The sequence below is a fragment of the Streptomyces sp. AHA2 genome, from assembly GCF_036857595.1.
GTDB lineage: Bacteria > Actinomycetota > Actinomycetes > Streptomycetales > Streptomycetaceae > Streptomyces.
Genome location: NZ_JAUQWJ010000014.1, coordinates 46,439 through 66,794 on the forward strand (window position 1 = coordinate 46,439; position 20,356 = coordinate 66,794).

Below are 20,356 nucleotides of genomic sequence, written 5' to 3' on the forward strand. Positions count from 1 at the left end.
GGCCGCCGGGGCGGCGGGTCAGCGTCCGCCGGCGGGCCGGCCGCCCGGTCCGTCGCCTTTCCCGTGACCCTCGTCGTGCCGCCGCGAACGGCGGTTCAGCGGGTCGTGCTCGATCTCGCCCATCTCCAGGGCGTCGGCCGGGCGCTCGAGGGCGGGAAGGGCCTCCAGGGCCTCCCAGGGCACCTGCATCCTGCGCAGGTCGGCCCGGATCCGGCCGGCGAGCTTCCTGGTCTCGCTGCGGTTCATCGCGGCGCCCACAGCGGCACCCACCAGGAAGGGCATCAGGTTCGGCATGTTGCGGACCATCCGCTTCATGATCCGCTGCCGCAGCTCACGCTTCATACGGCTGTTCAGCGCCGTGCTGACGGTCGACGGCTTCGTGGCGTCGATCCCCCGCTCGCCCGACCACGAGTGGAGGTAGGCGGTGCTGCGCTGCTTGAGGGTGCCGGCCGGCCGCACGCCGTACACCTCGTGCAGTTCCGCGATCAGCTTCAGCTCGATCGCCGCGACGCCGGTGACCTCCGCCGCCAGTTCCGTCGGCATCGCCGGCGGCACGGGCAGCATGGCCGCCGCGCCGATGCCGGCGCCGACCGTCGCCGTCGCCTTCGAGGCCCCCGCCACGAGCTTGTCGGCGATCTCCTCCGGTCCGAGACCGGGGAACTGCCTGCGCAGGGTCGCCAGGTCCCGCACGGGAACCCGGGGGGCCATCTCGATGATCCGGTCGGCGAGGTAGGACAGCCCCGCCCGGGCCCGGTCGCCGCCCCTGCGGGCGCCTTCCCTGGCCCGCTGCCGGATCGTCCCCGCCCGCCGCCGGGCGACGGGTGCGGGGACGTCCACGGACGCCGGGAGGTCACCCCGGTCCGCTGCAGGTTCGAGCGAGGCCGCCCCCGTGCCGGTGGCGCCTCGCTCCTCGTCACGCGCGTCGTACCGCGGGCCGCTCTCGATCGGCCCTTCGTCCGCCCTCCGCTTGGAGAAGCGGCGCTTCCAGGGAGGGGTCGAGCCAGTCACGGCCGACCCGCCCTCAGTCGCAGTCGCGGCAGATCGGCTGGCCGTTCTTCTCCCGGGCCAGCTGGCTGCGGTGGTGGACCAGGAAGCAGCTCATGCAGGTGAACTCGTCCTGCTGCTTCGGGAGGACCCGGACGGCCAGTTCCTCGTTCGAAAGATCGGCGCCGGGAAGCTCGAGGCCCTCTGCGGCCTCGAACTCGTCGACGTCCACGGCGGAGGCCGACTTGTCGTTCCTCCGAGCCTTCAGCTCTTCGAGGCTGTCCGAGTCGACGTCGTCGTCGGTCTTGCGTGGAGTGTCGTAATCGGTGGCCATGGTCGCTCTCCCCCTCTGGGTGTCTGCGGTGTCTCCAGCGCACGTAACGCGTGAGAGGCCGGACTTGTGCCCGACCTGAGGCGGAGATTTTGCCTCACATCAAGGTCTGTTACTCAATCGACACCCAACCGGACTCCTCACGAGTGATCGGCTTGGATGGCGATGGGGACCGTACACGGTCCGAATGCCGCACTACAAAGGCGTCTCACCCTGTACTTCCCGTGATCACGACCCCCGAAAACCGGGATTTTCCCGGCTTTCCGGCCGGGCGCGTGATCACGGAGAGTAGATGGCCGGAAAGCCGCCCCTGTGATCGATCACACACGGGACACGCCCGGCAACGGTGTGGAAATTCCGCTCAAAGCGAACAACTCCGCGTGTCGTCGAGTTGATCGGCGCCATGATCTCAGACGGGCAGCGTGACTCGCATCACGAGCCCACCTCCCTCGCGAGGCTGGGCGTAGATGTGCCCGCCGTGGGCCCGGGCCACCGACCGGACGATCGACAGGCCCAGCCCGACGCCCTTGTCGCTGCCCGTGCGCTCGGTGCGCAGCCGCCGGAACGGCTCGAAGAGGTTGTCGATCTCGTAGGCCGGCACGACCGGTCCCGTGTTGGAGACGACCAGGACCGCCTGGCCGTGCTGGACGTCCGTGGTGACCTCCACCCAGCCGTCCTCGGGCACGTTGTAGCGCACGGCGTTCTGCACCAGGTTCAGCGCGATGCGCTCCAGCAGCACGCCGTTGCCCTGGACGACCGCGGGCTTTCGCTCCCCCCGGATCTGCACACCCTTGCTCTCGGCCTCCGCGCGCACCTGGTCGATGGCCTGTCCCGCGACCTCGGCGAGGTCCACCGGGCCGCGCTCGACGATCTGGTTGTCGCTGCGGGCGAGCAGCAGCAGGCCCTCCACGAGCTGCTCGCTGCGCTCGTTCGTGGCCAGCAGTGTCTTGCCGAGCTGCTGCAGCTCCGCGGGGGCACCGGGATCGGACAGGTGCACCTCCAGGAGCGTGCGGTTGATCGCCAGGGGCGTCCTCAGCTCGTGCGAGGCGTTGCCGACGAAGCGCTGCTGGGCGGTGAACGCCCGCTGGAGCCGCTCCAGCATGTCGTCGAAGGTGTCCGCCAGCTCCTTCAGCTCGTCGTCCGGGCCGTCCAGCTCGATCCGGCGCGACAGGTCCGAGCCGGCGACCGCGCGGGCGGTGCGGGTGATGCGCCCGAGCGGCGACAGCACCCGCCCGGCCATGGCGTAGCCGAACGCGAAGGCGATGACCGCCAGGCCGAGCAGGGCCAGGAGGGAGCGGCTGAGGAGGTTGTCGAGCGCGGCCTGGCGCTGGTCGTCGATGCACCTGCTGATCGCGGCGTTGAACTCGGACAGCGTCGGGCTGGCGGAGTTCACGGCGGGGCAGTTCTCACTGGCCACCTTGATCTCCGTGCCACCGACGATCTTGAAGAGGGGCTCGTTGCCGGTGTTGAGCGCCTGCGCGGCCAGCAGGTAGATGATCGACAGCAGCAGGATGCCGGCGATCAGGAACATGCCGCCGTACAGCAGCGTGAGCCGTATGCGGATGGTCGGGCGCAGCCAGGGGAAGGGAGGTACCGGTCTTCTGGGGTCCCAGGTGGGCTTGGGGGGCGCCTGCGGGGGTGCTGGGGTCGTCGCCACGGGGACTCAGATCCGGTAGCCGGAGCCGGGGACGGTGACGATCACGGGAGGCTCGCCGAGCTTGCGGCGCAGGGTCATGACCGTCACGCGCACGACGTTGGTGAACGGGTCCGTGTTCTCGTCCCAGGCCTTCTCCAGGAGCTGCTCGGCGGAGACGACGGCGCCCTCGCTGCGCATCAGCACCTCCAGGACGGCGAACTCCTTGGGCGCGAGCTGCACCTCCCTGCCGTCGCGGAAGACCTCGCGGCGGTTGGGGTCGAGCTTGATCCCGGCCCGCTCCAGGACGGGCGGCAGGGGCACGCTGGTGCGCCGGCCCAGGGCCCGCACGCGCGCGATGAGCTCACTGAAGGCGAAGGGCTTGGGCAGGTAGTCGTCCGCCCCGATCTCCAGGCCCTCCACCCGGTCGCTGACGTCGCCGGAGGCGGTGAGCATCAGCACGCGGGTGGGCATGCCCAGCTCCACGATCTTGCGGCAGACGTCGTCGCCGTGCACGAGCGGGAGGTCCCGGTCGAGGACGACCACGTCGTAGTCGTTCACGCCGATGCGCTCCAGGGCGGCCGCACCGTCGTAGACGACGTCGACGGCCATGGCCTCCCGGCGCAGTCCGGTGGCCACCGCATCGGCGAGCAGCTGCTCGTCCTCGACGACGAGTACGCGCACGTCCCTTGTCCTTCCTGATGTCCGCCCGCCGGACGCTGGGCGCGGGCGGGCAGGGGTGTTCGGGGTCTCGGTGTTGCCCTCCATCCTGCCCTTTTCGGTCATAAGTCGGCGGTAAGGCGGGTGGGGCTGCGGGGGCCGGGAGGGGAATACGAAGTTTTCTCCGGCGGTTAGGTTTCCACGGAAGAGAGCTTGGGGAGGACGGCTTTACATCCCACGATCACGCTCTGCTGGCACCGCACCACCATGCGGTGCGGTGCAATCCGCTTTTCCGCAGGGCGGGCGTGGGTGTCCGGCACCGTCGCCGCCCGGCCCGCGGCGCTGGGCATCCGCACGCGGCGTGATCGTCCCTTCCGAACGGCACACCCCCGTGCCATCGACCCACGACCCAGGACGAGGGGGCGCAGCATGGACGCATTCACCGCAGGACTTCTGCAGCGCATAAGGGCGACCGAGTCCGATCTGTCCCGGGCTCGAGACGAGGGCGACGAGTTCCTCGTCGACGTGGAACAGGGCGAGCTCGACGACCTGCGCCGCCTCGCCGCCGAGCACGGTGTGGAGGTCGGCGCGATCAGCGTCTGATCGGAGCGAACCGAGCGGGCCCCGGCGAATCCAGCGCCGGGGCCCGCTTCGCCGTTCACGGCCGAGTTCACCCGCTGTCCGCCCTGCCGCCGCCCGCCGTCGGGCCTCGACGAGCCCCGGCCCGCGAGGGGCGGGCCGGGGGCGACGTCAGTCGTGCCAGGCGCCGAAGTCCTCCAGCAGACGCTGGAGGGGTTCGAAGACCCCGGGGCTCCCGGCGACCGCGAGCTCTCCCGACGGGCGCTGTCCGGGGCGGCCGCCGGTCAGTGCGCCCGCCTCCCGGGCGATGAGGTCCCCGGCCGCGAGGTCCCAGGGGTGCAGCCCGCGCTCGTAGTACCCGTCCAGGCGGCCGGCCGCCACGTCGCACAGGTCGACGGCGGCCGAGCCGCCCCGGCGGATGTCGCGCAGCATCGGGATCAGCCGCCGGGCGACGTCGGCCTGGTGGGCGCGGACCTCGGCGACGTAGTTGAAGCCGGTGGAGACCAGTGCCTGGTCCAGGGGCGGTGCGGGGCGGCAGGCCAGCCGGCGCTCGCCGTCCCAGGCGCCGGTGGCCCACGCCCCGCCGCCGCGCACCGCGTGGAACGTCTCACCGCGCATCGGGGCCGCGACGACCCCGACGACGGTCTCGCCGTCCTGTTCGGCGGCGACGGAGACGGCCCAGGTGGGCAGCCCGTACAGGTAGTTGACCGTGCCGTCGAGCGGGTCGATCACCCAGCGGACGCCGCTCGTGCCCTCGGTGGAGGCGCCCTCCTCGCCGAGGACGCCGTCCTCGGGGCGCCGCTCGGCGATCAGACCGGTGATCAGCTTCTCCGCCGCGATGTCCATCTCCGTCACGACGTCGATGGGGCTGGACTTGGTCGCGGCGACGGCGAGGTCGGCGGGCCGGCCGTCCCGCAGCAGGGCGCCGGCACGGGCCGCGGCCTCCTGGGCGAGGGCGAGCAGGTCCGAGTGCAGGGGGTCGGTCACGGGGCTCCTCACGCGTAGGGGCTGTCGGCGCCCGCCGCGGCGGGCTTCGGGGCGCGGGCCGGGCAGCAGCCGACCGGGCAGAGCTGGTGGCTCGCCCCGAGGGAGCCCAGGGCGCACGGCGTGACCTCCTGCCCGCGCTCGAGGGCGGCGCGCTCCACGACGAGGTCGCGGACGGCGGCGGCGAAGCGGGGGTCGGCGCCGACGGTGGCGGAGCGGCGCACGGGCAGCCCCAGCTCCTCCGCCTTGGCCTTGGCCTCCGTGTCGAGGTCGTAGAGGACCTCCATGTGGTCGGAGACGAAGCCGATGGGGGCGATCACCACCGCCGGGACGCCGGCCGCGTGCCGTTCGTCGAGGTGGTCGCAGATGTCCGGCTCCAGCCACGGGATGTGCGGGGCGCCCGAGCGGGACTGGTACACGAGCTGCCAGGGGTGGTCGACGCCGGTGCGCTCGCGGACCGCCTCGGCGATCAGTTTGGCCACGTCCAGGTGCTGCCGTACGTACGCGCCGCCGTCACCGTGGGCCTCGACGGGTCCCGAGGTGTCGGCGGAGGCCGTGGGGATCGAATGCGTGGAGAAGGCGATGTGGGCCCCGTCCCGCACCTCCTCGGGCAGCTCCTCCAGGGAGCGGAGCACCCCGTCGATCATGGGCTCCAGGAAGCCGGGGTGGTTGAAGTAGTGCCGCAGTTTGTCGATCCTCGGCAGCTGAAGCCCCTCGCTCTCCAGGGCCGCGAGCGCGTCGGCGAGGTTCTCGCGGTACTGGCGGCAGCCCGAGTAGGAGGCGTAGGCGCTGGTGGCCAGGACCAGGATGCGGCGGCGGCCGTCGCGGACCATCTCGCGCAGGGTGTCCGTCAGGTACGGGGCCCAGTTGCGGTTGCCCCAGTAGACGGGCAGCTCGAGGCCGTGCTCGGCGAAGTCCTTGCGCAGGGCGTCCAGCAGGGCGCGGTTCTGGTCGTTGATGGGGCTGACCCCGCCGAACAGGAAGTAGTGCTGCCCGACCTCCTTGAGACGCTCGGTGGGGATGCCCCGGCCGCGCGTCACGTTCTCCAGGAACGGGACCACGTCGTCCGGGCCTTCCGGGCCGCCGAAGGAGAGCAGGAGGAGGGCGTCGTAGGGGCTGGCATCGCGCGCGTCTGGCATGGGTCCGATCCTGCCACCCGGCACCGACAGCCGGGAAACGGCGGGCGGGTCCGGGCGCCGGGCCGGTGGGGAGCCGTCCGGACCGGTGCGTGCGCGAGCCGCGGGACGTAAGCTGTGTCGACTGCGTTGGCAGCTTACCGAGCCCTCCGGAGACCCCGTTGCCCAGCCCTTATCGCGCCCTGTTCGCCGCGCCCGGCACCAAGGGCTTCTCCGCCGCGGGTCTCCTCGGCCGGATGCCGCTGTCGATGATGGGCATCGGCGTGGTCACGATGATCTCCCAGATCACCGGGCGGTACGGCCTGGCGGGCGCCCTGTCGGCGACCATCGCGCTGTCGGCCGCGGTGGCCGGGCCGCAGGTGTCCCGGCTGGTCGACCAGTACGGGCAGCGGCGGGTGCTGCGGCCGGCGACGCTGATCTCCCTCGCCGCGGCGGCCGTCCTGCTGTTCGCCGCGCACTACCGCTGGCCGGACTGGGTCCTGTACGCGGCGTGCGTCGGCATCGGCTGCGTGCCGAGCGTCGGCGCGATGGTCCGGGCCCGCTGGGCGGCGCTGTACCGGGGGACGCCGCAGCTGCACACCGCGTACTCCTTCGAGTCCGTGGTCGACGAGGTGTGCTTCATCTTCGGGCCGATCATCTCCATCGGCCTGTCCACGGCGTGGTTCCCGGAGGCCGGGCCGCTGCTGGCCGCCTGCTTCCTGGCCGCCGGCGTGTTCTGGCTGACCGCGCAGCGCTCCACCGAGCCCGCCCCGCACCCGCGCGAGCGCAAGGGCGGGGGCAGCGCGATGCGCGCGCCGGGGCTGCAGGTGCTGGTGGTGACGTTCGTCGCGACCGGCGCGATCTTCGGAGCGGTCGACGTGGTGACCGTGGCCTTCGCCGAGGAGGAGGGGCACAAGGCGGCGGCGAGCATCGTCCTCGCGGTGTACGCCGCGGGTTCCTGCGTGGCGGGCATGGTCTTCGGGCTGCTGCACTTCGCCGGGGCGCCGGAACGCCGGTGGTTGCTGGGCGTGTGCGCCATGGCCGTGAGTATGATCCCCCTCCTACTGGTCGGAAACTTGCCGTCTCTGGCCGTGGCGCTGTTCGTTGCGGGTCTGTCCATCGCTCCGACGATGATCACGACGATGTCCCTCATCGAAGAGCACGTACCACGCGCGCAGCTCACCGAGGGCATGACCTGGGTGAGCACCGGGCTCGCGGTGGGAGTCGCGCTCGGCTCCTCCGCGGCCGGCTGGGTGATCGACGCGGCCGGGGCGCGTGCGGGGTACGGGGTTCCGGCGGTGTCCGGGGCCGTCGCGGTCGCGGTGGGTTTCCTCGGGTTCCGCCGGCTCAAACGACCGGCACCGGGTCGGGGAGGCTCCGTTGAGCAGCACAGCGAACGGAAAGAACGGCACGTGGCGTAACTGGGGCGGCAACGTCTCGGCGCGCCCCGCCCGGGAGGTCGCCCCGGCCTCCGTCGACGAGCTGGCCGCCGCCGTGCGGCGGGCCGCCGAGGACGGTCTGCGGGTGAAGGCCGTCGGCACGGGGCACTCCTTCACGTCCATAGCCGCGACCGACGGCCTGTTGATCCGCCCTCACCTGTTGACCGGGATACGCAGGATCGACCGCGAGAACATGACGGTCACGGTGGAGGCCGGCACCCCGCTCAAGAGGCTCAACGTGGCCCTCGCCCGTGAGGGCCTGTCGCTGACGAACATGGGCGACATCATGGAGCAGACGGTCTCCGGCGCCACCAGCACCGGCACGCACGGGACCGGCCGCGACTCCGCATCGATCGCCGCCCAGATCAAGGGCCTGGAACTGGTCACGGCCGACGGCTCGGTCCTCACCTGTTCCGAGAAGGAGAACCCGGACGTCTTCGCCGCCGCGCGCATCGGTCTCGGGGCCCTGGGCGTCGTCACCGCGCTCACCCTCGCCGTCGAGCCGGTCTTCCTGCTCACGGCCCGCGAGGAACCCATGCCCTTCGACCGGGTGCTCGCGGACTTCGAGGAGCTGTGGGCCGAGAACGAGCACTTCGAGTTCTACTGGTTCCCGCACACCGGCAGCACCAACACCAAGCGCAACAACCGCAGCGCCGGTCCGGAGAGGCCCGTGCCGCAGGTGAGGGGCTGGATCGAGGACGAGCTCCTCTCCAACGGCGTCTTCCAGGTGGCCAACTGGGTCGGCCGGGCGGTGCCCGCCACGATCCCCGCCATCGCGCAGGTCTCCAGCAAGGCCCTGTCCGCCCGCACCTACACCGACATCCCGTACAAGGTCTTCACCTCCCCGCGCCGGGTGCGCTTCGTGGAGATGGAGTACGCCGTCCCGCGGGCGGCCGTGACCGACGCGCTGCGCGAGTTGAGGACGATGGTCGACCGCTCGGGGCTGAGGGTCAGCTTCCCCGTCGAGGTGCGGACCGCCCCCGCCGACGACATCACCCTGTCCACCGCCTCCGGCCGCGACACCGCCTACATCGCCGTCCACATGTTCCGAGGGACGCCCTACCAGCGGTACTTCACCGCGGCCGAGCGCATCTTCACCGCCCACGAGGGCCGTCCGCACTGGGGCAAGATCCACACCCGGGACGCGGAGTACCTCTCCGGGGTGTATCCGCGCTTCGGCGGGTTCACGGCGCTGCGGGATCGCCTGGATCCTGACCGCCGGTTCCAGAACGACTACCTGCGGAGGGTGCTGGGGGCGTAGGCGACGCGTCGGGGGTGGTGCGCGCGGAGTCCTCGCTCCCGCTCGGCGTCGGCGCCGGACTCGGCGTCGCGGCTCCGTCGCCCCCGTCGGAGGAGGGCGAGGGGTCCCCGCTCCGGGAAGCACCGGCCGACGGATCAGCCGTCGTGCCGCCGTCACCCTCCGAATGCCCGTCGGAACGTCCGGAGGGTTCCGGCCCGTCCCGCTTCCCCGATTCACCGGATTCGCCCGGCTCGCCGGAATCCCCGTCATCCCGTGCGGAGTTGTGACCGCCGGTGAAGGCGTCACCGACGGTGGTGCTGCGCCCGCCGCCGAGGTTGTGGCCGGACAGCAGCTCGTAGGAGGTGATTCCGGCCATCGTGACGCCGAAGACGACGGCCGCGGCGAGCACCGCCCGTTTCCAGCCCCCGGCGTGGGCGCGGGCGCGGTAGACCGTGCCCTCGGTGAACTCGCCCAGGGGCGGCGGGTTCTGCGCCTCGGGGACCGCCTCCACCCGGGGCGCCGCGGCCGTCGCACCGCGGATCTGCTCACCCGTGCGCGTGAAGAAGTGCTGGAAGAGGGAGCCACCGCAGGTGGCGACGACGCTCACCACGCCGGCCCCGAGGATCGTCCCGTACACACCGAAGTACGAGGCCAGCTTGGCGGCCAGGACGGCCGCCACGGCGCCGCCCGCCACCTGGGGCACATTCAGGTCGATCCGTTTCGGCTTCCCCGCCGCGGGTTCGTCCGCCACATCGACACCATCGGGCCTTCCACGCATCCCCGGACCTTGCCTCCCGTTCCCGTACACGGTCGTTCAACTGCACAAGAAGGGGGACGAGCGGCCGAAACGCCCAGTTCCGGTTCCGGCGACGACGTGAACTTCCCCACGTTCAAGATCGCGGGACGGGGGCACCAGAAGGCCAAGTCTCAGTCCTTGCCAGAAGTTGGACGGCGTGCCAATCCACGCACGTGGCCCAAATGGAGTACTGTGGCGAGCCCTGGGCCCGGTCTCCCGTCAGGGTGCCCGGAGCCGTCAAGGACCGCCGGGAGGGGGCTAGTTGCACAGGGTGACGGAGTTCGTCACTTAGCGTTGCGAATAGGTAACCGTGCCATAACGGCGATCCAGGGCCCGCGCCCGACACGCCGGGCAACTCGGCAAGGTTGTGGCAGGCTGCACCCGGGCAGGCCACACTCGACTAGCGGAAGCAGCGACGCACGTGACGTCGGCAGGCACCACCCGGGAGGTCCCCATGCCCGAACTGCGTGTCGTGGCCGTCTCGAATGACGGCACACGGCTGGTGCTGAAGGCTGCGGACAGCACGGAGTACACGCTTCCCATCGACGAACGGCTCCGCGCCGCCGTGCGTGGCGACCGTCCCCGCCTCGGCCAGATCGAGATCGAGGTGGAGAGCCACCTCCGCCCCCGCGACATCCAGGCGCGTATACGTGCCGGCGCGACAGCGGAAGAGGTCGCGCAGCTGGCAGGCATCCCCGTCGACCGGGTGCGCCGCTTCGAGGGTCCCGTGCTCGCCGAGCGTGCCTTCATGGCCGAGCGGGCCCGCAAGACCCCCGTCCGCCGCCCCGGTGAGACCTCCGGTCCCCCGCTGGGCGAGGCCGTGCAGGAGCGGCTGCTGCTGCGCGGCGCCGACAAGGACACCGTGCAGTGGGACTCGTGGCGCCGCGACGACGGCACCTGGGAGGTCCTGCTGGTCTACCGCGTCGCGGGCGAACCGCACTCGGCGAGCTGGACGTACGACCCGCCCCGGCGGCTCGTGCAGGCCGTCGACGACGAGGCCCGCTCGCTGATCGGGGAGTCCGACGACCTCGCCGCGCCCGAGCCGAGCTTCCCTTTCGTGCCGCGGATCGCCCGACTGCCGCGCGACAGGCCGCTGGACCGTTCCGGCGACCGCGAGCGGTTGAGCCTGCCCGCGCCGGTGACCGAGCCCGACGAGGAGGCCACCGCCCTCACCGCCTCGGCCGAACGGGACTCGCTGACCAGCCTGCTGGAGGCGGTGCCGAGCTTCCGCGGCGACCTCGTGGTGCCCGAGCGCCCGGCGCCCGAGGACGAGGACGAGCCCGTCGTGGAAGCCGAGGTGGAGGAGCCGCCGGCCCCCGCCGCCTCGGCCGGTTCCGCCTACGCCGACGTCCTCATGCCGCGTTCCGTCGGCAGCCACCGCGACCGGCTCATCGGCGCCACCGACCGCCAGGCGGAGGCCGACGGCGTCCGCCCGGGCCGCCGGGCGGCCGTCCCCAGCTGGGACGAGATCGTGTTCGGCACCCGGCGCAAGAAGCAGGAGTAGCCGGCCGGCCGCAGGAACACGGCCGCAGGAACGGACGAGGGCCGCGCCCGTGCGGGCGCGGCCCTCGCTCATGCCGTTTTACTGGGGATCCGGCCCGGTCGCGACCGGCCGAGCCGGGTCCGAGGACCACTCCGACCACGACCCGGCGTACAGGTCCGCCGGGATGCCCGCGACCGCCAGGGCCAGGATCTCGTGCGCCGCGGAGACACCTGAGCCGCAGTAGACGCCGACCCGGGAACCGCCGGTCACGCCCAGGCCCTTGAAGCGCTCGCGCAGTTCCCCGGCGGGCAGGAGACGGCCGTCCGCGCCCACGTTGTCCGTGGTGGGCGCCGACACCGCGCCGGGGATGTGCCCGGCCACCGGGTCGATCGGCTCCACCTCGCCCCGGTACCGCTCCGCCGCCCGCGCGTCCAGCAGCACCCCGGACCGCGCCAGGGCGGCGGCGGCGTCGGCGTCGAGGAGCCCGCTCCGCCCCGGCACGGGCGCGAAGTCGCCCTCCACCGGGTCCGGTACGGACGTCTCCAGCGGGCCCGGCCAGGCCGGCAACCCGCCGTCGAGGACTCGCACGTCCGGGTGACCCGTCCAGCGCAGCAGCCACCAGGCCCGGGCCGCCGCCCAGCCCTGGCCGCCGTCGTAGACGACCACCGGCGTCGTGGACGACACGCCCGCCCGGCGCATCGCGGCACCGAAGACCCCCAACTCGGGCAACGGGTGACGGCCGCCTTCGCCCGGTGCGGAGGCCAGCTCCCGGTCCAGGTCGACGTAGACGGCGCCCGGCAGGTGCCCGGCCTCGTAGGCCGCCCGGCCGTCGAAGGGCGGTTCGCCGGCCGCCCTCGCCGCGGTGAGCTGCCACCGGACGTCGAGCAAGACCACAGGACGCGAACCCGCCAGCTCGGTCGCGAGGTCGGATGCGGAGATGATGGCGTTCATGGCCCCATCCTCGCGCACGGGGGTGGCCGACCCGCCCGTGTCCGGCTACTCTGCTCGGCCGGACCCGGACGATCACACCGCGTGCGGGAACAAGCACATGCTGTACAGCTGAACGCATGTGCCGACGAGCGCGCCGCGAGGGACAGGGACCCGCACTTCGGGCATTCTCCCGGGCAGGGCCGCCCCACAGGGCATGCCCCACGCAGGCTGCGCAGAGCACGGCCATCGCGAGGCCGAGAAGAGAGTGACGATGACCGACGAACGGGGGCCCGCCCGCCGGAACGGCGCAGCGCCCGATCGGCACACGCCCGGCACACCCTGCTGGGTGAGCCTGATGGTGCACGGCCTTGACGCGACGGAGCAGTTCTACGGGGCGCTGTTCGGCTGGGAGTTCCGGCCCGGACCCCAGCAACTCGGCCCGTACGTGCGCGCCCTGCTCGACGGGCGCGAGGTGGCGGGCATCGGGCGGCTGCCTCCGGACCGTCACCTTCCCGTCACGTGGACTCCCTACTTCGCCTCGGACGACGTCGATCTGACGGCCGAGACCGTGCGCAGCCGCGCCGGCACGATCGGGGTGGGCCCGCTGGACGCCGCCGACGCCGGGCGGCTGGCCATCGGTTCCGATCCGTCGGGCGCCGTGTTCGGGATCTGGCAGGCTGCCGCGCACCGGGGCACGGCCGTCTCCGGTGTCGCGGGCACACCCGCCTGGAACGAGCTGCTGACCTTCGAGTCCGCGACCGTCGCCAAGTTCTACCGGACGGTGTTCGGCCACGAGGAGGAGCCGGTGGTGTCCGCCGACTTCGACTACGTGACGCTGCAGCTCGGCGGCCGGCCCGTCGCCGGCATCCACGGCCTGGGCCGGGCCCTGCCCCGCGACCGGGGGCCGCACTGGGTGACGTACTTCCAGGTCGCCGACGTGGACGACGCCGTGGACCACGTCGTGCACCTGGGCGGGCAGATCCTCAAGCCGGTGCACGACACGGCGCAGGGGCGGGTGGCGGCGGTGGCGGATCCGGAAGGGGCGCGCTTCGCGCTGCTGCAGCCACCGGGCTGACGGCTCCGATGCGACCGGCGGTGCGGTGCGGCCGGGCCGTGGTGCGGCCGAACCGTGGTGCGCCGCCGCCCGGCGCCCACTGCGCCACGAGCCCCGGTACGCCGACCGGTTCCCGTCCGGCCGAAGTCCCGTCAGGCGGACGACACCGGCAGCACGTCCGGGGACAGGGCCGCCGCCCGGGCCGACGCCGCGGTCATGCGGCGGCGGTGGTGGCGGCGGCACAGCACCTCGTAGCCCACCTCGTCGGCGGAGTGGGTGACGTCGCCGACGACGACCTGAGCGCCCTCGACGACCATGACACCGCCTATCGTGCGGGCGTTGTGCGTGGCCCGGGCGCCGCACCAGCACAGGGCCTCCACCTGGAGCACCTCGACCCGGTCGGCCAGTTCCACCAGCCGCTGCGAGCCGGGGAACAGCTTGGAACGGAAGTCGGTCGTGATGCCGAAGGCGTAGACGTCCAGACTCAGGTCGTCGACCACGCGCGCGAGTTGGTCGATCTGCTCGGGCGAGAGGAACTGCGCCTCGTCGGCGATGACGTAGTCGGCGCGGCCGCCCTGGGAGAGGTGGTCGACGAGGTAGGCGTACAGGTCCTGGCCGTCCTCGACCTCCACCGCGTCCGTGACCAGGCCCAGGCGGGAGGAGAGCTTGCCCTCGCCGGCCCGGTCGTCCCGGGAGAAGATCATGCCCTGCAGGCCGCGGGCGGAGCGGTTGTGCTCGATCTGGAGAGCCAGTGTCGACTTCCCGCAGTCCATCGTTCCGGAGAAGAACACCAGCTCGGGCATGTGGGCTTGAGCACCTTTCGGCGGATGGGGCCGGCCGGACGGGTCCGGCCGCGGGACGTCAGGAGCGTACTTCGAGCAGGGGGACCAGCTGCTCGGCGGGGGTCATCGAACCGTGGTTGCCGACCATCGCCGACTCCTTGGGCTCCCGCTCGGAGGCGATGAGCAGCACGTCGTCGCGGGCGGCGGCGATCACGTCTCCGAGCCGGCGGTACACCCGTTCGTCGATCTGCGGGCCGAACCAGCCCGCCGCGACGGCCTCGTCGCGCGAGGCGACCCAGAACTGCTCGCCGAGCACCTCGCGCCAGCAGGTCAGGACGTCGTTCGCGGCGCCGGGCACCGCGTACACGTGCCGGGCACGGCCCTCGCCGCCGAGCAGGGCGACGCCCGCACTCAGCTCCCAGTCCTCGTCGAAGTCGATGCGGTGCTGCTCGCCGAAGGGCACGTCGATCATGCCGTGGTCGGCGGTGACGTACAGCGCGCTGCGCGGGGGCAGTTGCTCGGCCAGGCGCTGGACCAGGCGGTCGGCGTACATGAGCTGGCCGCGCCAGGCGTCGGAGTCCACGCCGAAGCGGTGACCGGCGCCGTCGACCTCGGCGAAGTACGTGTAGACCAGGGAGCGGTCGCCCGCGGCCAGTTGCTCGGCCGCCAGGTCCACGCGGTCCTCGCCGGAGAGCCGCCCGAGGAACCTGCCGCCGCTGAGCGCGACCTTCGTCAGCGGAGTGTTCTCGAAGGTCGGGGACGACACCTGGGCCGCGTGCACACCCGCCTGGTGGGCCAGCTGGAAGACCGTCGGGTACGGCTGCCAGGGGGCGGGCGGGGTCCAGGGCTGCCAGCGCAACTGGTTCATCAGCTCGCCGGTGTCCGGGTTGCGCACGGTGTAGCCGGGCAGGCCGTGCGCGCCGGGCGGCAGTCCGGTGCCGACGGAGGCCAGGGAGGTCGCCGTCGTCGCCGGGTAGCCGGCGGTCAGGGGACGTCCGGTGCCGCCGCGCGAGGTGGCGAGCAGCGACGTCATGAAGGGCGCGTCCCCGGGGTGCGCCTTCAGTTGCTCCCAGCCGAGGCCGTCGATCAGGAACACGCAGTTCCGGTCGGCGGGGGTCAGCTCGGGGATCGCGGCGGTCATGCCCGGCACGTCCAGGCCGGCGGCCAGGGTGGGCAGGAGGTCGGCGAGTGATCCGCTGCCGTACTCGGGGACGGGGGCGGAGGCGACGGTGAGCGGTTCGGGATGGGGGTCCCAGGCCGTCTTGGAATGGGTCATCAGCGGGCGGTGTCCGCGGTCGCCTCGGAGAGGGCCTGCGCGAAGGCGAGAGCCTCGCGCACGGTCTCCGGACCGTCCCCGGCCTCGCTCACGCGCAGGCTGAGGTCGTCCGCCGTGGAGTTGCCGGTGTAGCCGTGGTCGGCCTCGCAGTTGGGGTCGCCGCAGGCGGCCGGCTCCAGGTCGATCCGGGAGACGGCGCCCCAGCCGATGGTGAGGACGACCTCACGCGGCAGGGTCCCCGGCTTGTACGACTCCGGGTTGGCGACCACGCGGCTGACCACGATCGACGAGATGCGGCCGATCTTCACGGACTCCGTCGACGTCGTCGCGTACGGCGTCGGGGAGGTGCTGTCGGCGGCCTGCTCGTCGGTGTGGCTGACGATGAAGCGGTTGTCGGTGAGGACGAGCACCGTGACGTGCCGGCGCACCTCGTTCTGGTCGAACGTCGTCTCCTGGTGGACCAGGTACGACCGGATGGGCTCGCCGCCCACGGCGGCCTCCACCGCCTCGGCCACGAGGGCCGGGTAGTAGCCGCTGCGCTCGATCGCCGCCCGCAGCCCCTGGGTCGTCGTACTGGTCTTGGCCATGACGCCCATCCTACGGGGGACCACCGACTGCGAGGCACCGCTCGCTTCCCCGTCAGTACGCGGGCAGCGTCCTCGGGCCCAGATCGTCCCGGGCGGGCGGCGGTGCGAGACGGAGGGAGGCGCCCAGGACGCTCAGGCCGTGGGAGGCGACGACGACCGGTTCCAGGGTGACCGCGACGACCTCGGGGTGGTCGTCCACCAGCCGGGACACGCGCAGCAGCAGTTCCTCCAGGGCGCGGGTGTCGGCCGGGGCGGAGCCGCGCCAGCCGAACAGCAGGGGGGCGGTGCGGATCGACCGCACCAGCGAGTGCGCCTCGCGGTCGGTGACCGGGATCAGCCGGTGGGCGGTGTCCCCGAGCAACTGCGAGGCGGCCCCGGCCAGCCCGAAGGAGAGCACCGCGCCGGCCGCGGGGTCGATCACGGCCCGTACGACGACGTCCACGCCGCGCGGCGCCATGCGCTGCACGACCGGGCGCAGTTCCTGGGCCGCGCCGAACATCTCGGTCATCTCCGCGTAGGAGCGGCGCAGTTGCTCCTCGTCCGTGAGGTCGAGGCGTACGCCGCCCAGGTCGGCCCGGTGCCTGAGGTGCGGGGCGGTGGCCTTCAGCGCCACCGGGTACCCGAGCGCGCGGGCCGCCTCGGCGGCGGCGTCGGGGGTCGGGGCGGGCAGGGAGCGGTGCACCTCGATGCCGTAGTGCCCGAGCAGGTCGCACGTCTCGTCCGGGCCGAGGGCGGGACCCTCCCCGCGCGCGAGCAGTCCGTCGATCAGCGCGGCGGCGCCCTTCACGTCGACGTCGTCGTACTCGGGCACCTTGCCGGGGTCGGCCGCGTCGCGTCGCCACTGGGCGTAGGTGACGGCCTGGGCCAGGGCGCGGACGGCCCGCTCCGCGGCCGGGTAGGCGGGGATGAGGTGCGCGTCCTCGGGTGCCTGGGGGGCGGCCGGCGGCTGGTCCGTGCCCGCCGGGTGCGGGTGGGGGGCTGCCGAGTGCGCGTCCGCGGCTGCACGGGGCGGGTCCCCGGGTGCCGGCCGCTGGTCCGGGGCCGCCGGTTGGGTCGCGGTCTGCGGGGCGTCGCCCGCTCTGACCTGCGGAGCCGTGCTGGCCGCCGCCGACAGGGCCTCGGCCAGGCCGCCGAGTTCCACGTGCACGACCAGGACCGGCTTGGACGGGGCCGCGGCCGTGGCCGAGCGCAGTGCCTGGGCGAGGGCCGCGTCGGCGACGGAGCCCTCCCCCACCGCCGGGATCGCGGTGACGACGACCGCGTCGCAGCGGTCGTCGGCCAGCGCCCGGGACAGGGCCGCGTGGAAGTCCGCCGCGGACGCGGCCGTGGTCAGGTCCTGCGGCGGGTGCGGCCGCAGTCCCTCGGCGAGGCACGCGTCGTAGGTGAGCAGGCCGAGCGACTCCGAGTTGCCGAGGATCGCCACCCGGGGCCCGGCGGGCAGGGGCTGGCGGGCCAGCAGCAGACCCGCGTCCACCAGGTCGGTGATGGTGTCGACCCGTATCACCCCGGCCTGACGCAGCAGGGCCGAGACGGTCGCGTGGGGCAGGCGCGTCGCCCGCACGGCGTGGCCCTGGGGGGCTGCGCCGTGCCGGGCGCCCTGGACGACGACCAGCGGCTTCGCGGCGGCCGTGCGCCGGGCGAGGCGGGTGAACTTGCGGGGGTTGCCGATGGACTCCAGGTACATGAGGACGACGTCGGTGTCGGGGTCCTCGTACCAGTACTGCAGGACGTCGTTGCCGGAGACGTCGGCGCGGTTGCCGGAGGAGACGAACGTGGACACGCCCGTGACGCCCGTGACTCCGCCGCCGCGCCGGTGCAGCCGGGACAGCAGGGCGACGCCGATGGCGCCGGACTGGGCGAACAGCCCGATGCGGCCCGGACGCGGCACCTCCGGGGCGAGGGAGGCGTTGAGCCGCACCCGGGGCGAGGTGTTGATGATGCCGAAGGCGTTGGGCCCGATGATGCGCATGCCGTACGTACGGGCCTGCCGGACGAGCGCGCGCTGGCGCTCACGCCCCTCGAGGCCGCTCTCGGCGTAGCCGGCGGACACCACGACGAGCCCCTGCACGCCGTGCTCACCGCACTCGGCGACCACCTCGGGGACGTGCTCGGCGGGCACGGCGACGACCGCGAGGTCGACCGGGCCGTCGATGTCGCGCACCGAACGGTGCGCCGGTATCCCGTCGAGTTCCTTCTGCTCTTCGGGCAGGGCCTTGTTCACGGCGTACAGGCGGCCCGTGAAGCCGGCGTCGCGGATGTTGCCCAGGACGCTGCGGCCCACGCCGCCCGGGGTGCGCCCCGCGCCGATGACGGCGACCGAGCCGGGTGCGAGCAGCCGCTGCACGGAACGGGCCTCGGCGCGGTGCTCGCGCGCGTACTGCACGGCCAGGGAGCGGTCGGTGGGTTCGAGGCCGAACTCCAGGCGGACCACGCCGTCCTCGAAACTGCGCTTCTGGGTGTACCCGGCGTCCGTGAACACCTTGATCATCTTGGTATTGGCGGGCAGCACCTCGGCGGCGAAGCGGCGGATGCCGCGCTCCCGGGCGACGGCTGCGATGTGCTCCAGCAGGGCGGAGGCGACCCCGCGGCCCTGGTGGGCGTCCTGGACGAGGAAGGCCACCTCGGCCTCGTCGGCGGGTGCGGAAGCGGGCGTTCCGTCGGCGCCGATCCGGTCGTAGCGTACGGTGGCGATGAACTCGCCGCCGACCGTGGCCGCGAGTCCCACCCGGTCCACGAAGTCGTGGTGCGTGAAGCGGTGGACGTCCTTGGCGGACAGGCGAGGGTACGGCGCGAAGAAGCGGTAGTACTTCGACTCGTCGGAGACCTGCTCGTAGAAGCTGACGAGGCGATCGGCGTCATCGACGGTGATGGGCCGGATGCGCGCGGTGCCACCGTCGCGCAGCACCACGTCGGCCTCCCAGTGGGCGGGGTACTCGTGCCGGTCCGACGAGGTCTGCATGGGCCCCAGAGTACGGCTCGCGTCCGACAGCGGCGCGGGGCAGTCTGTGGGGGGCACCGGTCGGATCGAGGCCGCGATCCGACCTCCGCCCCGGGGCGGTGGCGGGACAGAACCGCACCCGGTGGGCTTCACGTGTGGGAAACTGGTCTAGACAACCCTGAACACCGAAGGGCAGCAACACATGGCTGAGCGCCGCGTCAACGTCGGCTGGGCCGAGGGCCTCCACGCCCGCCCCGCCTCCATCTTCGTCCGAGCCGCCACGGCCACAGGCGTCCCGGTGACGATCGCCAAGGCCGACGGCAACCCCGTCAACGCGGCCTCCATGCTGGCCGTCCTGGGCCTGGGCGCCCAGGGCGGCGAGGAGATCGTCCTCGCCTCCGACGCCGAGGGGGCGGACGCCGCCCTGGACCGGCTGGCCAAGCTGGTCTCCGAGGGCCTCGAGGAACTGCCCGAGACCGTCTGAGGTGAGAACCGTCTGAGGTGAGAGCGCCTTTCGGGCGCGCACAAGGGGCCCGTCCGGATTCGACCGGGCGGGCCCTTCGCATTGCCGGAACACGCAACCGGGGCGCCTGACGGATATACGCGCAGAGGAACGCGGCATTTACGGGGACGCGACAGCGGACAAGAATACTTCCGGACCTCCGGCAATTCCCTGCTCTTTGTATACGGCCCCCGTGTTAATTGCGCCGACTCGCCGTGTTGACGGAATGTTGCGACTTCCTCACCTCGGCGGCGCGTTCCCCGGTGGAGCCGGTCCGCAGCCGGTGCGCGCCGGTCGCACGCTCGACGTGCGCGGCCGTGGCCGCCCGCGCGCGCTCGCCGTCGCCGCGCGCCACGGCGTCCACGATCGCGCCGTGCTCGTTCCAGCACTCGACGGGGCCGGCCGGCGCCTCGACCGTGTACATCCAGGCGATTTTGTGCCGGAGCTGGGTGAGCACCGAGGTCAGGGCGGGGCTGCCGCACGCCTGGGCCAGCGTCTCGTGGAACCAGCCGTCCAGCGAGCGCAGGTCCTCGCCGCCGCCCCGGCGCGCCCGCTCCTGGCCCAGCCGGACCAGGCCACGCAGAACTTTGAGGTGGGCCTCGGTGCGGCGCTGGGCGGCCCGGGCGGCGCCGAGCGGCTCCAGCAGCACGCGCATCTGCAGCAGGTCGGCGGCCTCCTGCTCACCGGGTTCGGCGACCCACGCGCCCGCGTGCCGCCGCGTCACCACGAAGCCTTCGGACTCCAGGGTGCGCAGGGCCTCCCGCACGGGGACGCGGGAGACGCCGTAGCGGCGCGCCAGCAGTTCCTCGGTGAGCCGGGTCCCCCGTGCGTGGACGCCGGCGACGATGTCGTCCCGGATGGCCGTGCACACCGAGTGCGCGGGAATGCGCATGACCGACCTCCGTCTGATTCCCCGAATACGCCGACGCGTGCTCCGCGGCTGCATTGCTCGTGACTCTATTGCAATGTGCCCCGCTTTCCGGCGGCGGACGGAAATCCGGGAGAACTTTTTGGACGACCGGCCGTCCGGGACGTGAAAAGCC

At 72.9% G+C, this 20,356-nt stretch carries 19 protein-coding genes; 6 read left to right on the forward strand and 13 right to left on the reverse strand.

Annotated features, from left to right (window positions below):
• Positions 1 to 18 precede the first annotated feature (18 nt).
• The 4 genes from Q5694_RS25235 to Q5694_RS25250 form a co-directional block, all read right to left on the reverse strand.
• Positions 19 to 1,008 carry a hypothetical protein gene (locus Q5694_RS25235; protein WP_333935625.1) on the reverse strand — a complete coding sequence of 330 codons (990 nt, stop codon included), beginning with the start codon at positions 1,006 to 1,008 and terminating at the stop codon, positions 19 to 21.
• Between the two features lie 13 nt (positions 1,009 to 1,021).
• A complete protein-coding gene (locus tag Q5694_RS25240) occupies positions 1,022 to 1,318 on the reverse strand; it encodes a DUF4193 domain-containing protein (RefSeq protein WP_003993510.1) in 297 nt (98 codons plus the stop codon).
• A 406-nt stretch (positions 1,319 to 1,724) separates the two neighbouring features.
• A complete protein-coding gene (locus Q5694_RS25245; RefSeq protein WP_333935632.1) occupies positions 1,725 to 2,972 on the reverse strand; it encodes a sensor histidine kinase in 1,248 nt (415 codons plus the stop codon).
• 6 nt (positions 2,973 to 2,978) lie between these two features.
• A complete protein-coding gene (locus tag Q5694_RS25250) occupies positions 2,979 to 3,632 on the reverse strand; it encodes a response regulator transcription factor (protein WP_010353034.1) in 654 nt (217 codons plus the stop codon).
• Positions 3,633 to 4,037: 405 nt separating this feature from the next.
• Here Q5694_RS25250 and Q5694_RS25255 point away from each other — a divergent pair, with 405 nt between their 5' ends.
• A complete protein-coding gene (locus tag Q5694_RS25255) occupies positions 4,038 to 4,211 on the forward strand; it encodes a hypothetical protein (protein ID WP_333935635.1) in 174 nt (57 codons plus the stop codon).
• A 147-nt stretch (positions 4,212 to 4,358) separates the two neighbouring features.
• Here Q5694_RS25255 and Q5694_RS25260 read toward each other — a convergent pair whose 3' ends face one another.
• Entirely contained in the window at positions 4,359 to 5,174 is an 816-nt protein-coding gene (locus Q5694_RS25260) for an inositol monophosphatase family protein (RefSeq protein WP_333935636.1), read from the reverse strand.
• A gap of 8 nt (positions 5,175 to 5,182) precedes the next feature.
• Complete coding sequence (locus Q5694_RS25265; RefSeq protein ID WP_333935637.1) at positions 5,183 to 6,310, reverse strand: ferrochelatase; 1,128 nt, start codon at positions 6,308 to 6,310, stop codon at positions 5,183 to 5,185.
• A 158-nt stretch (positions 6,311 to 6,468) separates the two neighbouring features.
• Here Q5694_RS25265 and Q5694_RS25270 point away from each other — a divergent pair, with 158 nt between their 5' ends.
• Positions 6,469 to 7,707: an MFS transporter gene (locus Q5694_RS25270; RefSeq protein ID WP_333935638.1), complete on the forward strand. Its 1,239-nt coding sequence runs from the start codon at positions 6,469 to 6,471 to the stop codon at positions 7,705 to 7,707.
• The gene (locus Q5694_RS25275; RefSeq protein ID WP_333935639.1) at positions 7,667 to 8,986 is read left to right on the forward strand and encodes a D-arabinono-1,4-lactone oxidase; all 1,320 of its coding nucleotides are present in this window, start codon (positions 7,667 to 7,669) and stop codon (positions 8,984 to 8,986) included. The genes Q5694_RS25270 and Q5694_RS25275 overlap by 41 nt, the downstream gene beginning before the upstream one ends.
• Here Q5694_RS25275 and Q5694_RS25280 read toward each other — a convergent pair.
• Positions 8,910 to 9,743 (reverse strand): hypothetical protein, encoded by an 834-nt coding sequence (locus Q5694_RS25280; protein WP_443040933.1) that lies wholly within the window; start codon positions 9,741 to 9,743, stop codon positions 8,910 to 8,912. The genes Q5694_RS25275 and Q5694_RS25280 overlap by 77 nt on opposite strands.
• 472 nt (positions 9,744 to 10,215) lie before the next feature.
• On the opposite strand from Q5694_RS25280, the gene sepH reads away from it, so the two are divergent.
• On the forward strand, positions 10,216 to 11,265 hold the full coding sequence (gene sepH, locus Q5694_RS25285) for a septation protein SepH (RefSeq protein WP_333935641.1): 1,050 nt from the start codon (positions 10,216 to 10,218) through the stop codon (positions 11,263 to 11,265).
• Positions 11,266 to 11,343: 78 nt separating this feature from the next.
• Here sepH and Q5694_RS25290 read toward each other — a convergent pair whose 3' ends face one another.
• Positions 11,344 to 12,195 (reverse strand): sulfurtransferase, encoded by an 852-nt coding sequence (locus tag Q5694_RS25290; RefSeq protein WP_333935642.1) that lies wholly within the window; start codon positions 12,193 to 12,195, stop codon positions 11,344 to 11,346.
• Positions 12,196 to 12,445: 250 nt separating this feature from the next.
• Here Q5694_RS25290 and Q5694_RS25295 point away from each other — a divergent pair, with 250 nt between their 5' ends.
• A complete protein-coding gene (locus Q5694_RS25295) occupies positions 12,446 to 13,249 on the forward strand; it encodes a VOC family protein (protein ID WP_333935643.1) in 804 nt (267 codons plus the stop codon).
• A 131-nt stretch (positions 13,250 to 13,380) separates the two neighbouring features.
• On the opposite strand, the gene Q5694_RS25300 is transcribed toward Q5694_RS25295, so the two are convergent.
• Genes Q5694_RS25300 through Q5694_RS25315 form a run of 4 tightly spaced genes read right to left on the reverse strand, consistent with a single transcriptional unit; the run spans position 13,381 to position 18,832 of the window.
• Complete coding sequence (locus Q5694_RS25300) at positions 13,381 to 14,031, reverse strand: thymidine kinase (protein ID WP_333935644.1); 651 nt, start codon at positions 14,029 to 14,031, stop codon at positions 13,381 to 13,383.
• A gap of 58 nt (positions 14,032 to 14,089) precedes the next feature.
• Positions 14,090 to 15,286: an alkaline phosphatase family protein gene (locus Q5694_RS25305; RefSeq protein WP_333935645.1), complete on the reverse strand. Its 1,197-nt coding sequence runs from the start codon at positions 15,284 to 15,286 to the stop codon at positions 14,090 to 14,092.
• Positions 15,286 to 15,873 (reverse strand): DUF5998 family protein, encoded by a 588-nt coding sequence (locus tag Q5694_RS25310; RefSeq protein WP_333935646.1) that lies wholly within the window; start codon positions 15,871 to 15,873, stop codon positions 15,286 to 15,288. The genes Q5694_RS25305 and Q5694_RS25310 overlap by 1 nt, the downstream gene beginning before the upstream one ends.
• Positions 15,874 to 15,925: 52 nt before the next feature.
• Complete coding sequence (locus Q5694_RS25315) at positions 15,926 to 18,832, reverse strand: bifunctional acetate--CoA ligase family protein/GNAT family N-acetyltransferase (protein WP_333935647.1); 2,907 nt, start codon at positions 18,830 to 18,832, stop codon at positions 15,926 to 15,928.
• A gap of 181 nt (positions 18,833 to 19,013) precedes the next feature.
• Here Q5694_RS25315 and Q5694_RS25320 point away from each other — a divergent pair, with 181 nt between their 5' ends.
• A complete protein-coding gene (locus Q5694_RS25320; protein WP_019755624.1) occupies positions 19,014 to 19,295 on the forward strand; it encodes an HPr family phosphocarrier protein in 282 nt (93 codons plus the stop codon).
• A gap of 214 nt (positions 19,296 to 19,509) precedes the next feature.
• On the opposite strand, the gene Q5694_RS25325 is transcribed toward Q5694_RS25320, so the two are convergent.
• Positions 19,510 to 20,205, reverse strand: a complete 696-nt coding sequence (locus Q5694_RS25325) for a GntR family transcriptional regulator (RefSeq protein ID WP_333935648.1) — start codon at positions 20,203 to 20,205, stop codon at positions 19,510 to 19,512.
• Positions 20,206 to 20,356: the final 151 nt, after the last annotated feature.